A 13,087-nucleotide genomic window follows, 5' to 3' on the forward strand; every position below is an offset into this window, starting at 1 on the left:
GCGCCCCGGAGGGAAGCACCCATGCGCGTAGCCATCAACCTGCTGACCGACGACCCGGCGCATCCGTCCGGCGCGCACTGGTTCTGGACCCGCATCATCCCGGAGATGGCCAAGCGGATGACCGGGGACGAGGAACTGCACCTGCTGGTCAGCCCGAAGATGCGGCCGCTGCACACCGGCTACGGGCCGAACGTGCACTACATCATGTTCCCCTGGTCCAACGAGCGCCGCTGGCCGCGCACGCTGAGCGAACACCTCTACGCGCCGGTGCGGCTCCCCCGGGCCGGGATCGACGTGTTCAACACGCTGCTGGCCCCGGTCGTCAAACCCGCCCCCGGGCTGGTCGCGCACATCAAGACGCTGCACGCCTACACCACGCCGGGCGCGATCGGGCTGCCCACGCGGGTGTACCGGCGGTTGAGCTATCCGCACACGGCCCGGGCCGCGGACGCGATCGTGATCAACTCGCAGAGCCTCAAGGCCGAGGTGCAGCAGTACCTGGACGTCGACGAGTCGAAGCTGCGGCTGATCACCGAGGGCGTGGACCACGACCGGTTCCGGCCCGGTGACCCCGACCAGGCGTGGCACCACCTGATGACCCGCTACCAGGTGCGCAAGCCGTTCGTGCTGTTCGTGTCCTCGTTGTGGCGGTACAAGAACTGCCACGGCCTGATCGAGGCGTTCGCCAGGGCCAAGCCGCAGCTGGGCGACGACATGCAGCTGGTCGTCGTCGGGGCGGGCCGCGACGCCGGTTACGTGCGCGAGCTGCACGACCTGGCCGGCCGCCTCGGCGTCGCCGGGGACGTGGTGTGGATCGGCGCGATCCCCCAGGCGGAGACGGTGTGGTTCTACCGCTGCGCCGAGGTGTTCGCATATCCGTCGTTCAACGAGACGTTCGGCCTGCCGATCCTGGAGGCGATGGCCACCGGGTGCCCGGTGGTCACCTCCGACGTCACCGCCATGCCGGAGACCGCGGGCGACGCCGCGCTGCTGGCCGACCCCGGCAGTCCGGAGTCGATCGCCGAAGCACTGATCCAGGCCACCAAGGACAGCAACGCGCTGCGCGAACGGGGCTTTGCGCACGCGGCGAAGTTCACCTGGGAGGCCACCGCCGAACAAACCCTGCAGGTCTACCGCGAGGTGCATGCGAACCGGAGGTCGCGATGAGAATTCTGGTCACCGGCGGCGCCGGGTTCATCGGATCGCACACGTGCGACCAACTCGTCGCGCGCGGCCACGAAGTCACAGTGCTGGACGCCGTCACAGCCCCGGTCCATCGGGGTGGCAGGCCGATGTACGTGACGCCGGGCGCCGACCTCTACATCGGGGACGTGCGCAATCGCGACCTGCTGGCCAACCTCCTGCGCCGGACCGATGCGGTGTACCACTTCGCGGCCTACCAGGACTATCTGCCGGACTTCTCGCGCTTCACCGACGTCAACGTCACCTCCGTGGCAGCGCTGTACGAGATCGCGGTGGCCGAACGGCTGGACCTGCAGCGAGTCGTCGTCGCTTCGTCGCAAGCAGCCGCCGGAGAAGGGCTCTACCGGTGTCCGGAGCACGGGGAGCAGCTGCCGACCATGCGGCCCGACGAGGTGCTGCGCGCGGGGCGCTGGGACATCGGCTGCCCGGTGTGCGACGGCTCGATGACGGTGTGCCGTACGCCGGAGCGGGTGGCCAACCCGCAGAACGCCTACGGCATGTCCAAACACGCCTCCGAGGTGCTGGCGCTCAACCTGGGGCGCCGCTACGGGATCCCCACGACGGCCATGCGCTACAGCATCGTCCAGGGCCCCCGGCAGTCGGTCTACAACGCCTACTCCGGAGCCTGCCGGATCTTCAGCCTGCACTACCTGCTGGGCAGCGCGCCGACACTGTACGAGGACGGCCAGTCGTTACGCGACTACGTCAACATCCACGACGTCGTCGACGCGAACCTGCTGGTGCTCGAGGACGACCGGGCCGTCGGGCGAGTGTTCAACGTCGGCGGCGGCACCGCGTACACCACCGAGCAACTGGCCGAGATCGTGCGGAAGCGGTTCGGCTCGGAGCAGCGCGCCCGGGTGACCGGGGAGTACCGCTTCGGCGACACCCGGCACATCTGCTCGGACATCGACGCGCTCAAGCAACTGGGCTGGCGGCCCCAGCGCACCCCGGAGGACTCGGTCGCCGAGTACGCCGCGTGGCTGCCGACCATGCCGGATCTGGACGACGTGCTGGCCGAGGCGGACGCCGCCATGCGCTCGCTCGGGGTCGTCCGCAGCGTCAGGAGCCACGGATGAAGGCGTTCCTGCTGGCAGCGGGCCTGGGCACGCGTTTGCGGCCGCTGACCGACCACATGCCCAAATGCCTGGTGTCCGTCGGCGGTGTGCCGATGCTGGACATCTGGCTGGACGCGCTGGCCAAGGCCGGGGTGGACGAGGTGCTGATCAACACCCATCATCACGCCCACCAGGTGCGCAGGCACGTGTCCGCGCGCACCACGGGCCCCGCGGTGACGCTGACCTACGAGCCGCAGTTGCTCGGCAGTGCGGGCACTCTCCGCGCGCATCGCCGGTTCGTCGCCGGCGACGAAATGTTCCTGGCGATCAACGCCGACAACCTCACCACGTTCGACATCGGCCAGCTCGTCGACGCGCACCGGGCCGCGGGGGCGTCCGCGCTCGCCACGCTGACGGTGTTCCAAGCCGCCGACCCGACACAGTGCGGGACCGTCGAGACGCACGACGGCGTGGTGCACAGCTTCGTGGAGAAGCCCGCGGCACCGCGGTCGAACCTGGCCAACGCGGGAATCTACGCCTTCCACCCGGCGGTCCTCGACCGCATCCCGCTGGGGATCCCCGCGGACATCGGTCACCACCTGCTCCCCCGGCTGGCCGGCCGTTCCGGCCGGGTGCGGGCGGTGGAACTCGACGGTTACTTCATCGACATCGGTACGCCGGACGCCTTGCAGCGCGCCCGGCGGGAATGGCGAGGCGCGTCATGATCATCACGCAGACCCCGTTGCGGATCGGCCTGGTCGGCGGCGGCACGGACCTGCCGTCGTTCTACCGCCAGTACGGCGGCCGGGTGCTCAACGCCGCGATCGACAAGTACGTCTACGTCATCGTCAAGCAGCGCTTCGACGACGACATCTACGTCAACTACTCGCGCAAGGAGATCGTCCGGCACGTCGCCGACCTCGAGCACGAACTGGTGCGCGAGGCCATGCACATGGCGGGTGTGCACGGCGGTGTGGAGATCACCACCCTCGCCGACATCCCGTCGGCTGGCTCGGGCCTCGGGTCCTCCTCCGCCGTCACGGTCGGCCTGCTGCAGGCGCTGTTCGCCTACCGCGGGCGGCAGCTGAGCGCCGAGGAGCTGGCCGACCGCGCATGTGCCGTCGAGATCGACCGGTGCCGCAAACCGATCGGCAAGCAGGACCAGTACGCGGCCGCCTTCGGCGGGGTGAACGACATCCGGTTCGGGCCGGGCGACCAGGTCCGGCTGGAGCCGGTGGTCATGGCGGTGGAGGCGCGGCGGAGGTTGCAGGCGGAGCTGATGCTGTTCTTCACCGGGAGCACGCGCAGCGCCACGACGATCCTGTCGGAGCAGAACGCCAACACCAGCGACCGGATCCCGCAGCTGGAGCTGCTGCGCGATCTGGCGGGCGAGGCGGCGGACGGGTTGCGGGCAGGACAGGTCGATGCGCTCGGGGTGGCGTTGCACAAGGGCTGGCAGGCGAAGCGGACGCTGGCCTCCGGGGTGTCGAACTCGGCCATCGACGCCGCCGTGGAGTCGGCACTGGCGGCGGGCGCGACCGGCGCCAAGGTGACCGGCGCGGGCGGCGGCGGGTTCCTGCTGGTGACCTGCCCGGTGGGACACCAGCGCGCGGTCCGGGAGCGCCTGTCCGGCATGCGGGAGCTGCCGATCAAGCTGGAACCGGTGGGCTCGCGGGTGATCTTCAACGTGCACCGGGACATCTGGGGCTGACGGGAGACTCGCAGCGACGGACGAGCCCAGGTACGGCCGCCGCCCACGACCGGCCGTTCACTGCTCGCCGTGGCAACACTCGCCGGGTGACCCAGGACGAACACCTCGCTGAGGCCGACGTCCGGCTCAAAGTCGGCTGGACTCACGCCACGACGCTGCTCGTGCAACCAGTCAATCAGTTCATGGTGCAGCTGGGAGCGATGTCGGGCAACAACCCGACGGCATCCACCTCGTCCTGTGCCCTTTTTCTTCCGGTCGTCTCCGCAACGGACGCGGCCGGACAGCAAGAGAGCCATCCCACCTGGGTGGGAGGCTGCCGGTGGACGTGCATGGCCGTTACTACCTGACGCGTGAGCGGGTCGGCGAACTCATCGACCTGCTGCAGCAGGTTGCGGACCGGCACGATGACGCCACCGACAGGACACCGCATGACGATCGCAGCCTCTGCGGACGGTCCGAACCACGTCGTCACCGCAACCACGACCGACACGGTCGTGGGAAAGGTGACGCCTGCGCTGAGTACCCCCGTCAGCAAGGTCGTGTCATTGCCCCGCCGGACCGGTGGCCGCCGAATGCAACGCCTCCACACTGTCCGCGAAGTGAAAACTGCGGTCACTTTCCAGCTCACCAGGGCCAACAGCCACAAAGAGAAGTCCGGGAACGTTCCTGGCACCAAGGCTCGCCAATGGCCACCCAAGTGGTTCGCCGGTGACGAAAGTGACGGATCGGCGATCGGTGCGCACGCGAAGGAATTCCTCGGCGACGATTTCGGTAAGTGAAAGGTGTTCGTGGCAGCGGCCCCTCATTGCTGCCGCGCTCACAAGGGACCCAGATCACAGCCGGTGGGTAGCAATGTTCGGCGAGCTCGCTGAAACCGATTGCGAGTGCGGCGACCGCCCTCGCCGGCTCCGTCGGAGCGCTGCTCGGACGGCGGGGAGGCCGCCCGTCCGGCACCGCTTCTCGTCCCGTCCCCGACAGTCGCCGAAGTGTGCTGCCACCTGGGTGAACATGCAGGCGCGCAGGTCGAAGCCAGCCTTCTCCGATCGTTGGCTGACGGCCAGTTCGTTCCGGTCGAGCTGGTCGAGTGCGATGACCGCCGCATGGCCGAACTCGTACTGAAGTATGCCGATCTCCCTCTCGGTGGGAGCGACGCGGCAGTCATCGCCGTCGCGGAGCGGCTGCGGGTCACCACGGTGGCGACGATTGACAACCGAGGATTCCACACGGTGCAGCCGAGGCACGTGCCCTACTTCACACTCCTACCGCACTGAAGGCGTTCCGTTCCCGGCCCCGGAAAACAGCTCGGCGAGCACGGAAACGCGGCGGACGGCAGTTCCGACGTTCAGGTATGCATTCCCGGAACCCGACGTCCCCCGGTGCCCCGCCTGCGCTGCCGTGGACGTTGCGGCCGCTGCTGTCCGTCGCCGGCGTGCTCGCCGCGACGGTGCTCAGCGCGCTGACCGCCGTCTACGTCAGCGGGCATCGATTGTGGCCGACCGACGGAGTGGAAGGCCCGGCCATCGAGCCACCGTTGCGCGCCCTCGCGGTAGCCGTCGACGCGCTGGGCGAACCCTTCGGTGCGGTCGTCGTCATCCCGTCGCTCGCTGCCGTGTGCTGGCTGCTTGGCCACCGACGGCTCGCCGCCCTGGCCGTCGCCGGGCCGGTGCTGACCGTCGCCGTGACTTCGGCGCTCAAACCGCTCACCGGCCGCGTGATCCACGGTGACAACCTGGCCTTCCCGAGCGGCCACACCGGGATGCTGACCGCCGTCGGCCTGGTCGGCGGCCTGCTGGTGGGAAGCCGGATCACCGCGAATCGCCGGAAGGCCGCCGTCGTCGCGGTGGGGTCCGCCCTGGCGTGCGGTGTGGCCATGGGCTGGGCACAGACGGTGCTCGTGTCCCACCACCTGACCGACACCGTCGGCGGGCTGTGCGCGGCGCTGGTCGTCGTCCCGGCCACCGGCTGGGCCATCGACCATCTACCGCAGCTGGGAAGGACATGACATGGCAGGCCGGGCACCCTGGATCGTTCTGGCGGTGGTGGCCGTCGGGCTCGGCGTCGCCGTGGCGGCCGACAGCGGAGCCCCGGCGCCACCCGTGGGCGCGGCGGCATCGCACGAAACCCCGGCCGCGGCGGCCGGGAAGGTGTGCGGCACCGGCTCCCTGCGGGGGCCGGCCAAGCCACCCGCGGGAGCGGTCGAGGTCCCCGCGGGCGACAACAGCGACGTCGACTTCGCCCGCCCCGGCACCACGTATTGGCTCGCGCCCGGCACGCACACGCTGGGCGACGACGAATTCGCCCAGATCGGCCCGGCCGACGACACCACGTTCGTCGGAGCTCCCGGCGCCGTGCTGGACGGACGCGGAGTCAACCGCTACGCGTTCGGCGGCAACGCGGCGGGCGTGACCATCCGGCATCTGACCGTGCGGAACTTCGCGGCACCACGCGACGAGGGCGTGGTCAACCACGACTCCGGCAACCGATGGCGGATCGAGCACAACACGTTCACCCGGAACAAAGGGGCGGCCATGATGGCCGGCTCGGGCCAGCGGATCGTCGGCAACTGCGTCGCGCACAACGGCCAGTACGGGCTCAACGCCTACCAGGCGGGCAACCAGCTCACCGGCCTGCTGGTGGAAGGCAACGAGTTCACCGGCAACAACACCGACGACTGGGAAGCGAAGGTCGACGGCTGCGGCTGCACCGGCGCGATGAAGTTCTGGTCGGTCGACGGCGCCGACATCCGCGGCAACTGGATCCACCGCAACCACGGGCCGGGGATCTGGGCCGACACCAACAACAACGACTTCCTCATCGAGGACAACCTGATCGAGGCCAACGACGCGCAGGCGATCTTCTACGAGATCAGCTACAACGCCACGATTCGCAACAACGTGCTGCGTCGCAACACGTGGCGGGAAGGCCGTGACTTCGCCGACCAGGACGACTGGTTCCCGGTCGGCACCGTCTACCTGTCCGAGGCCGGTGGTGAGCCCCGCGTGCAAGCCAGAACGTCGGTGCTGGAGGTCACCGGCAACGTCTTCGACAACAACTGGGGCGGGGTCGTCGGCTGGGAGAACTCCGACCGGTTCTGCGGCACCAACACCACGTCGGAATGCACGCTGCTGGTCGGCGAGGACGAGGGCGACCGCTGCACCGGGTCAGCCATCGAACGTGAACCGTGGTACGACGACTGTCGGTGGAAGACGCAGCGTCTGCGAATCCACGACAACACGTTCATCCTCGACGCGGACAAAGTGGACGATGGATGCGAACCCCGCTTCTGTGCCGTGCACGCGCTGGTGGCCAACGTCGGGACCTGGCCGGAGTGGTCCCCGTACCACGGGCGCAGGGTGCAGCAGGCGATCACGTTCCGCCAGGACAACCGGTGGTACGACAACCGCTACCGCGGGCCGTGGCAGTGGGTGGGCTACGAGCCGGGCAGGTATCTGACGTTCGACAAGTGGCGGGCAGCGCCCTACCGGCAGGACCCCGGGTCGTCCTGACCGGCGTCCACCTGGACATCCGTGTCGGCGTGGATTACGCGGCCACGGGGCTGGCGGTGCTGGAGGCCGAGTGCGCGCGGCTGGAAAGCCTCGACGGCAAGAAGCTGTACCTGCAGACCGCGGACGCCTTCAACGAGTCGTGCCTGACCATGCAGGACGTCGAGGGCAATGAGATCCGCCTGGACTGACCGGGGCCGCCTGCGGTGCCAGCCCCACGGGCACGGCTCGCCGGTCCTGGGTGAACGGGAGGGGTGAGCTCGTCCCGGGTGCGCGGGTGCGCCGGTCCTGGGTGAACGGGAGGGGTGAGCTCGTCCCGGGTGCGCGGGTGCGCTGGTGCTGGGTGAACGGGAGGGGCAAGCTCGTCCCGGGTCCACGGTGCGCCGGTCCTGGGCCGGCTGGACGGCGTGCCGGGCGGATCTCGACCACCTTGCCCTCCGGCACGCGCCGGAGGAACCGCCGTGGGCCGACGCCGGGCGGATTCTGGCACGCCCAGCAAGCGCGCCCTGTTCCTCCGACGGCGGCGAAGCGTCGAAGCCGTCCCACCAGCCGAACCTCCTGAGAGCGGGCGGGTCGACATGGCCAAGGCAGCCTTCCAGAACTCCGCCACCGCTCTCGGGTCGGCGCAATCGAACGTGACCCGGGACTGTCGTACCTCAGCCATCCGGCCGCCTAGCGGCGGGCGTCAGGCGTAGCGACGGAAAACCGGCTTGATCGAACGGCCACCCATCCACGGGGTCGGGTCGCCCGCCTCGAGCGCTTTCCGATACACGACGCAGGCCTGTGCGACGACGTCGACCGTCTTGTCGATGTCGGCGAACGTCAAGGCGTTGCTCACCACGAACGACGGGCCGATGACACCGTTGAGGATCAGCTGCCGCATGAACAGCGTCCGGTACTGCTGCGACGGCTGCTTGTTCTCGTCGAGCGTGGCGAAGACCAAGGCGCACGGCCTGCCGCGCACCACGAGGTGCTCACCCACCCCCATGGCCTCGGTGACCTCGCGAACCCCGGCAGCGAGCCGCTCCCCCAACGCGTGCATGTTCCCGACGACGTCCTGCTCCCGGTAGACGTCCATCACCGCCACCGCGGCGGCCAGCGCATGCGTCTCGGCACCGTGGGTCGTCGACAGCAGAAACACCCGTTCCCGGTGATCACGCAGCCCGCCGAGTTCCATCACGTCCCGACGCCCGGCCAGCGCGGAGACGGCGAAGCCGTTGCCCAGCGCCTTGCCGAACGTGGACAGGTCCGGCACCACCCCGTACAGACCCTGCGCACCGGAGGCCGACCACCGGAATCCGGTGATCATCTCGTCGAAGACGAGCAGGCAGCCGTACTGGTCCGCCAGCTGCCGCAACCCCTGCAGATAGCCGGGCGGAGGTTCGCGCATCGCGGCCGGCTCGAGCACCAGGCACGCGATGTCGCCCGGGTGCCGTCGCAGCAGCTCCTCCACCGCGGCGAGATCGCCGTACGGGAAGGTGACGGTCAGCGCCGCGATCTCGTCGGGGATGCCAGCCGCCATCGGCGTGGTCGCCACGAACCAGTCGTCGACCGAGAAGAACGGCTGGTCGCGGCACAGCGCCACCAGGCGGCGGCCGGTCGCGGCCCTGGCGAGCCGGACGGCCGCGGTGGTCACGTCGGAGCCGTTCTTGGCGAACTTGACCATCTCCGCCGTGGGCACCGTGGCGAGGAACCGCTCGGCGGCCACGGCTTCGATCACGCTGGGCCGGACGAAGTTGCTGCCCCGGTCCAGCTCCCGGCGCACCGCCGCGAGCACCCGGGGGTGGGCGTGGCCGAGGGTCACGGACTTCATCCCCGAGCCGTATTCGATGTAGCGATTGCCGTCGACGTCCCACACGTAGGCACCGCGACCGTGGGAGATCACCGGGTCCAGCGCTTGCGGATACTGGTCGGATCCCTTGGCGTAGGTGTGCGCGCCGCCGGGGATCAGCGCGTGCAGGCGCTGGTTGAGCTCGGCCGACTTGGGCAGCGGGTGATTCATGGCGAACTCCTTGCTCGGTTCGCGAACAACGTCCGGTCCAGCACCGCGAACTGACGGTCCAGTTCCCCCCTGGCCTGCCTGCTGCGCTCGCGCAACTGTTCGGCGCGCTCGGTGCGGACGGCCTGCAGCTTGGTGAACCGGTCGATCAGGTCGTCCAGGGTGATCGAGCGCGCGGGCACGCAGAACTCGCCCATGCCCATGGCGGACATCAACACGTCGTGCTTGTCCGCGTAGCTGATCGACAGCGTCGGCTTGCCGAGCTTCAGCCCGCAGAGCACGTTGTGGTAGCGGGTGGCCACCACGATCTCCACGTTGGCCATCTGCTCCATCAGCTCGCCCAGTGTGGTGGCTCGCGGCGCGCCGATGGACGCGGCCTTGTCCGGCCGGTAGCGGAGCGCGTCCGCCAGGACCTCGACACGGACCTCGTCGTCCTCCACGTCGCCGAGGAAGAGCCGGACGTCGTAGCCGGCGTCGAACAGCCAGTGCACGAACTTCTTCATCGTCTCCACGTAGTTGCGCTGCAGTTCGTCGGCGTGCTGCCGGTCCTCGTTCCCGCCGCGGTAGGCCATCAGCCCGACACCGACACGCCCTGCGGGATTCCTGCTGGGGCTGGGCGACGGCAGCGCGAAGGCCAGATCCGGATAGACCTTGTCGGCCGAGACGTCGACACCCATGTCGGCCACCGCATCACGCGACAGCTCGTCCCGGTACGACCGGTAGTCCGCCAGCTGCGCCCCCTTGGCGAACAACCACCGGGTCACGCGTTCCCGGATCACGTTCGCCCCGACGCTGATCAGCGCCACCTTGGTGCCGAACTGCCTGGCCGCCACGCCGAGCCAGAACAGCGAGTACGGAAACGCCCACGGACGCACCGGGGTCGTCGTCTCCAGCACACCCATGCCGGGCACGATCACCACGTCGTACTTGCGTACCCAGGCGAACGTGCGGAACGGGTCGAGCAGTTTGCCGACGATCTTGAGCACGGCCGACGGCAGACCCCTGGTCGACCATGCATGCGCCTCGTACCACTGCATCGAGGTCGCCGACGCACCGTAGCGGGCCGACGCCTCCTCGGGCCCCATGCAGAAGAAGCCCAGCTGGACATCGGGATACCGGGCCCGCAGGTCGGTGACGACGGCTTCCAGCGACCCGTCGTTACCGAGGTTGCCCGAACAAAGGATGCCGAACATGCCGACCCGGGCCGCGCCGGGCGACGTCCTCTTCCGGAAGAAACGGAGCAAGGTCATGACTCCTGGTTCTGCAGCACGGCGGGCGCGCCGGCGACGTCGGCACGGCGCACACCGGCCCGGCAGGCAAGCCACTGCGTCAGATGGCGGTAACACGTCAGCCGATCGGCCACGGACAGCGGAGCTCGGTAGATGGCACGGACCAGGCCGGCCAGGAACTCGGCGTACAGCCGGGCAGTGGACTGCGTACCGCGGCGAGGTTCCAGCTTGGCGCACACCGACGGCACCGACCCGGAGTTCTCGATCCGGCCCGGGTGCTCGCGCCGGAAGTACAGCACTTCCGGTACCTGGTGGAACGGCCCGTGCAAGGACAGCTCCATCACCAGCTTCCGTCCCGCGTTGTGGTAGCTGGCGTGCGGTGCGATCCGCCGCAGCACGCTGGTGCGGATCACGCCGTAGAAGTCGTCTCCGCCTTCGGTGAGCAGCAAGCTGCGGAAGCGCTCCGGGGCGTACGGTGAATCGGTGGCCAGGGTGTAGTCGTAGGTGCCGATGACCTCACCGTGCTCGCCTGCCGTGCCCATGTAGGCGTGCGCCAGCACGATGTCCGGCATCTCGTCGAGGGCTTCCACACAGCGGCGGAGCAGGTCGGCGCCGTACAGGTCGTCGTGCGCGGCCCACTTGAAGTATTCGCCACGAGCGTACTGGACGACCACGTTGTGGTTGGGCCCGGCGCCGATGTTGACCTCCTGGCGCAGATACCTGATGCGGGAGTCGGCCGCGGCGTACTTGCGGCAGATCTCCGGCGTGCCGTCGGTGGAGGCGTTGTCGGAGATGATCAGCTCGAAGTCGGTGTAGGTCTGGGACAGCAGCGCGTCGAGTGCCTTGGCGAGGTAGTTCTCGCCGTTGTACACCGGGAGGCCGACGCTCAATCGGGGTGCGGCAGTCATGGTGTCCTCATTTCGCTCGGGTCGCTCATGTCGTCATCGCTGTCGGGTGGCCGCCGATTCGCCGGTGCCGGCTGCGACCCCGGCGGCGAAGTCGTGTTCACGCAGTCCGGCGGCGAGTTGCCACCACCACGCGGCCGCCCCCAGGCCGAGCGCGACGGCGACCCCCCACGCCGACCCCGCGGCCCCGCCGGCGACCGCTCCGGCCAGGCCCGCGGTGAGATAGGCACCGGCGGTGATCAGCTGAGCGCGCAGGCTCCGGCGCGCCGCGCCCAGCGCGCGCACGCCCGCCGCGGCACCGTTCATCAGCCCCGCCGCGGCCACGTCGAGCGTCACCGGCACGATCAGTTCCGAGGCCAGCGGCCAGACGTCGCCCAGCACCAGCCGCCCGAGATCGTCGTCGACGAGAACCAGCAGGGCGACGCCCCACAGCAGCGCGGCCCCGGCCTGAATGCCGCCAAGCCAGCGGCAGAACGACACCAGCTGCCGCCTGCCCCGGCGCAGCATGCGCGCTGCCTCGGGCACGGCGACCAGGCTCAGCCCCATCAGCACCGCCAGGAACGGCCCGAGCAGCAGTTCGGCACCGCGGACGGCGCCCACGTCGGCCAGCCCGGCGACGGCGCCGAGCCCGTAGGCGCGCAGCTGGGTCGCACCGCTGATGGAGACGTTCTCCACCAGGTAGCGCGGGCCGAGTTCGCGATGATCGTGCAGCCAGGACCTGGTCCCCGACCAGGCGGGCCGGAGGCCGGTCTGCCACCAGCCGTATCCGGCGGCGACGGCCGCCGATCCACCCCAGGCCAGCAGGAAACCGAGCATGCTGCCGTGCTGGGCTGCCAGCACCATAAGCGGGACCAGCGCCACGCCACGCACCATGTCGTTGCCGAAGGCTCGTTTGCCCAGCCCGGCGGCGAAGAAGGCGAACCGCCAGCTGTCCTGCAGCATCAGCGCGGGCAGCACGACACCCAGGCCGGCGAAGGCGGTGCCGACCGATCCGCTGACCGTGCTGCCGAGGATCAGCCCCACCGCGACGCACAAGGCTCCGGCGACCAGTCCCACCTGCAGCGCGGTGGCCGTGGACCGGGACACCGCCAACCCCCACCGCGCCGGGGCGACGCCGCTGAACCGGACCACGAGCGGGTCGGTCGACACCCCGCGCGAGATGTTGAGCACGACGGTGTAGGTGACCCAGGCCAGGCTGAACACACCGAACTCCACCGGACCGAGCGCTTTGGCCACGAAGACGCCGACGGCGAAGTTGGTCATGCTGGACACGGCCTGGTCGGCCAGGCCCCAGGTCAGCCGGATGACGGTGCTCATGCGGCGCTCACCGGCCTCGCCGTCGATCCGCTGCCCGGCCGGGCGGCAGCTCCGGCCGGCGAGCCGGGTTGCGGATGGCCTGCCCGGCTGCCGAGTGGCCCGCCGCCCGGCGCCTGCACCGATGCGCTCGCCGCGTCGCTCGCCGATCTGCTCGTGGTGACT

General features: G+C 69.7%; 14 protein-coding genes and 1 pseudogene. 10 read left to right on the top strand and 5 right to left on the bottom strand.

Annotated elements, in window-relative coordinates; all coding sequences use genetic code 11:
- The first annotated feature begins 21 nt into the window (after nucleotides 1-21).
- The 10 genes from YWY_RS0101765 (at nucleotide 22) to YWY_RS19685 (ending at nucleotide 7,666) form a co-directional block, all read left to right on the top strand.
- The gene (locus YWY_RS0101765; protein ID WP_028846227.1) at nucleotides 22-1,167 is read left to right on the top strand and encodes a glycosyltransferase family 4 protein; all 1,146 of its coding nucleotides are present in this window, start codon (nucleotides 22-24) and stop codon (nucleotides 1,165-1,167) included.
- Entirely contained in the window at nucleotides 1,164-2,282 is a 1,119-nt protein-coding gene (locus YWY_RS0101770) for an NAD-dependent epimerase/dehydratase family protein (protein ID WP_028846228.1), read from the top strand. Before YWY_RS0101765 ends, YWY_RS0101770 begins: the two co-directional genes overlap by 4 nt.
- Nucleotides 2,279-2,986 (top strand): nucleotidyltransferase family protein, encoded by a 708-nt coding sequence (locus tag YWY_RS0101775; RefSeq protein ID WP_028846229.1) that lies wholly within the window; start codon nucleotides 2,279-2,281, stop codon nucleotides 2,984-2,986. Before YWY_RS0101770 ends, YWY_RS0101775 begins: the two co-directional genes overlap by 4 nt.
- A complete protein-coding gene (locus YWY_RS0101780) occupies nucleotides 2,983-3,972 on the top strand; it encodes a GHMP family kinase ATP-binding protein (RefSeq protein WP_028846230.1) in 990 nt (329 codons plus the stop codon). Before YWY_RS0101775 ends, YWY_RS0101780 begins: the two co-directional genes overlap by 4 nt.
- An 86-nt stretch (nucleotides 3,973-4,058) precedes the next feature.
- The gene (locus tag YWY_RS23910) at nucleotides 4,059-4,319 is read left to right on the top strand and encodes a hypothetical protein (RefSeq protein ID WP_156899048.1); all 261 of its coding nucleotides are present in this window, start codon (nucleotides 4,059-4,061) and stop codon (nucleotides 4,317-4,319) included.
- Nucleotides 4,320-4,400: 81 nt separating this feature from the next.
- Nucleotides 4,401-4,751, top strand: coding sequence for a hypothetical protein (locus YWY_RS23915; protein WP_156899049.1), 351 nt, complete (start codon nucleotides 4,401-4,403; stop codon nucleotides 4,749-4,751).
- Between the two features lie 207 nt (nucleotides 4,752-4,958).
- Nucleotides 4,959-5,243, top strand: coding sequence for a hypothetical protein (locus YWY_RS19680; protein WP_051309484.1), 285 nt, complete (start codon nucleotides 4,959-4,961; stop codon nucleotides 5,241-5,243).
- Nucleotides 5,244-5,320: 77 nt separating this feature from the next.
- Nucleotides 5,321-5,974, top strand: coding sequence for a phosphatase PAP2 family protein (locus tag YWY_RS0101800; RefSeq protein ID WP_028846233.1), 654 nt, complete (start codon nucleotides 5,321-5,323; stop codon nucleotides 5,972-5,974).
- 1 nt (nucleotide 5,975) lies between these two features.
- Nucleotides 5,976-7,478, top strand: a complete 1,503-nt coding sequence (locus tag YWY_RS0101805) for a right-handed parallel beta-helix repeat-containing protein (protein ID WP_028846234.1) — start codon at nucleotides 5,976-5,978, stop codon at nucleotides 7,476-7,478.
- A gap of 29 nt (nucleotides 7,479-7,507) precedes the next feature.
- Nucleotides 7,508-7,666 (top strand): hypothetical protein, encoded by a 159-nt coding sequence (locus YWY_RS19685; protein ID WP_156899051.1) that lies wholly within the window; start codon nucleotides 7,508-7,510, stop codon nucleotides 7,664-7,666.
- A gap of 335 nt (nucleotides 7,667-8,001) precedes the next feature.
- On the opposite strand, the pseudogene YWY_RS24970 reads toward YWY_RS19685, so the two are convergent.
- The 5 genes and pseudogenes from YWY_RS24970 to YWY_RS19690 form a co-directional block, all read right to left on the bottom strand.
- Nucleotides 8,002-8,139, bottom strand: a pseudogene (locus YWY_RS24970) (VOC family protein); the annotation flags it as partial.
- Nucleotides 8,140-8,160: 21 nt separating this feature from the next.
- A complete protein-coding gene (locus tag YWY_RS0101815) occupies nucleotides 8,161-9,477 on the bottom strand; it encodes a glutamate-1-semialdehyde 2,1-aminomutase (protein WP_028846235.1) in 1,317 nt (438 codons plus the stop codon).
- A complete protein-coding gene (locus tag YWY_RS0101820) occupies nucleotides 9,474-10,724 on the bottom strand; it encodes a polysaccharide pyruvyl transferase family protein (RefSeq protein ID WP_051309488.1) in 1,251 nt (416 codons plus the stop codon). Before YWY_RS0101820 ends, YWY_RS0101815 begins: the two co-directional genes overlap by 4 nt.
- Nucleotides 10,721-11,611, bottom strand: a complete 891-nt coding sequence (locus YWY_RS0101825; RefSeq protein WP_028846237.1) for a glycosyltransferase family 2 protein — start codon at nucleotides 11,609-11,611, stop codon at nucleotides 10,721-10,723. The genes YWY_RS0101820 and YWY_RS0101825 overlap by 4 nt, the downstream gene beginning before the upstream one ends.
- 33 nt (nucleotides 11,612-11,644) lie before the next feature.
- Complete coding sequence (locus tag YWY_RS19690; RefSeq protein ID WP_051309490.1) at nucleotides 11,645-12,925, bottom strand: MATE family efflux transporter; 1,281 nt, start codon at nucleotides 12,923-12,925, stop codon at nucleotides 11,645-11,647.
- Nucleotides 12,926-13,087: the final 162 nt, after the last annotated feature.

The sequence above is a fragment of the Thermocrispum agreste DSM 44070 genome (assembly GCF_000427905.1).
GTDB classification, from domain to species: domain Bacteria; phylum Actinomycetota; class Actinomycetes; order Mycobacteriales; family Pseudonocardiaceae; genus Thermocrispum; species Thermocrispum agreste.

Bases quoted from the DNA above. Each gene is read 5' to 3' on its own strand.
- YWY_RS0101765 (WP_028846227.1), top strand. From the start codon at position 22: ATGCGCGTAGCCATCAACCTGCTGACCGACGACCCGGCGCATCCGTCC.
- YWY_RS0101770 (WP_028846228.1), top strand. From the start codon at position 1,164: ATGAGAATTCTGGTCACCGGCGGCGCCGGGTTCATCGGATCGCACACG.
- YWY_RS0101775 (WP_028846229.1), top strand. From the start codon at position 2,279: ATGAAGGCGTTCCTGCTGGCAGCGGGCCTGGGCACGCGTTTGCGGCCG.
- YWY_RS0101780 (WP_028846230.1), top strand. From the start codon at position 2,983: ATGATCATCACGCAGACCCCGTTGCGGATCGGCCTGGTCGGCGGCGGC.
- YWY_RS23915 (WP_156899049.1), top strand. From the start codon at position 4,401: ATGACGATCGCAGCCTCTGCGGACGGTCCGAACCACGTCGTCACCGCA.
- YWY_RS0101800 (WP_028846233.1), top strand. From the start codon at position 5,321: ATGCATTCCCGGAACCCGACGTCCCCCGGTGCCCCGCCTGCGCTGCCG.
- YWY_RS0101805 (WP_028846234.1), top strand. From the start codon at position 5,976: ATGGCAGGCCGGGCACCCTGGATCGTTCTGGCGGTGGTGGCCGTCGGG.
- YWY_RS0101815 (WP_028846235.1), bottom strand. From the start codon at position 9,477: ATGAATCACCCGCTGCCCAAGTCGGCCGAGCTCAACCAGCGCCTGCAC.
- YWY_RS0101820 (WP_051309488.1), bottom strand. From the start codon at position 10,724: ATGACCTTGCTCCGTTTCTTCCGGAAGAGGACGTCGCCCGGCGCGGCC.
- YWY_RS0101825 (WP_028846237.1), bottom strand. From the start codon at position 11,611: ATGACTGCCGCACCCCGATTGAGCGTCGGCCTCCCGGTGTACAACGGC.
- YWY_RS19690 (WP_051309490.1), bottom strand. From the start codon at position 12,925: ATGAGCACCGTCATCCGGCTGACCTGGGGCCTGGCCGACCAGGCCGTG.